Source organism: Paraburkholderia ribeironis, from assembly GCF_900019265.1.
In the GTDB taxonomy this organism is placed as follows: Bacteria; Pseudomonadota; Gammaproteobacteria; order Burkholderiales; family Burkholderiaceae; genus Paraburkholderia; species Paraburkholderia ribeironis.
The window spans coordinates 1-520 of sequence record NZ_CYGX02000213.1 but is presented as its reverse complement, the minus strand read 5'-3'; the positions used below and the strand labels follow the sequence as shown (position 1 = coordinate 520).

1 protein-coding gene is annotated in these 520 nt (G+C 56.3%); it reads right to left on the bottom strand.

Translation table 11 applies throughout. The annotated features are described in order from the left end of the window. Nucleotides 1–304: acyl-CoA dehydrogenase family protein (locus tag BN2475_RS33215; protein WP_143326084.1), on the bottom strand; the 304-nt coding region annotated here is incomplete at its 3' end. Nucleotides 305–520: the final 216 nt, after the last annotated feature.

Below are 520 nucleotides of genomic sequence, written 5' to 3'. Positions count from 1 at the left end.
TGAACACGATCGTGTTCATCACATACATCTGGCCGTGGCAAGCGCCCGAATTTCCTCCCGAGCGATTGATCTCTTCCATGATGACCGACGCCTCGGCCATCGACAGCCCGGGGCCGCCGTAGTCCTGCGGAATCAACGCGGCCAGCCATCCCGCCTTGGTGAGCGCGTTGACGAATTCCTCCGGATAGCCGCGAGTTTCGTCGATCTTGCGGTGATATTCAGCCGGAAACTGTTTGCACAGGTTGCCCACGGCGTCGCGGATTTCCTGGTATTGATCGGGAGTGGAAAAAATGGAGGTACTCATGAATCAAGTCCTGTAATTTGCTCGACGTTAAACAATTTTTCGCAACCTCAGATCGGCTATGGCCTGCGCATCGAGACCAATGCTTGTCAGGATTTCGTCGGTGTGCTCGCCTGTTAGCGGTGGCCGCGTCCGGATCTCGGGCGGGGTACGCGACAGCGACACGGGGGTTGCAAAAATAGGCACCTTTTTTGGCGCACCGGGGTAATCCATCCATTA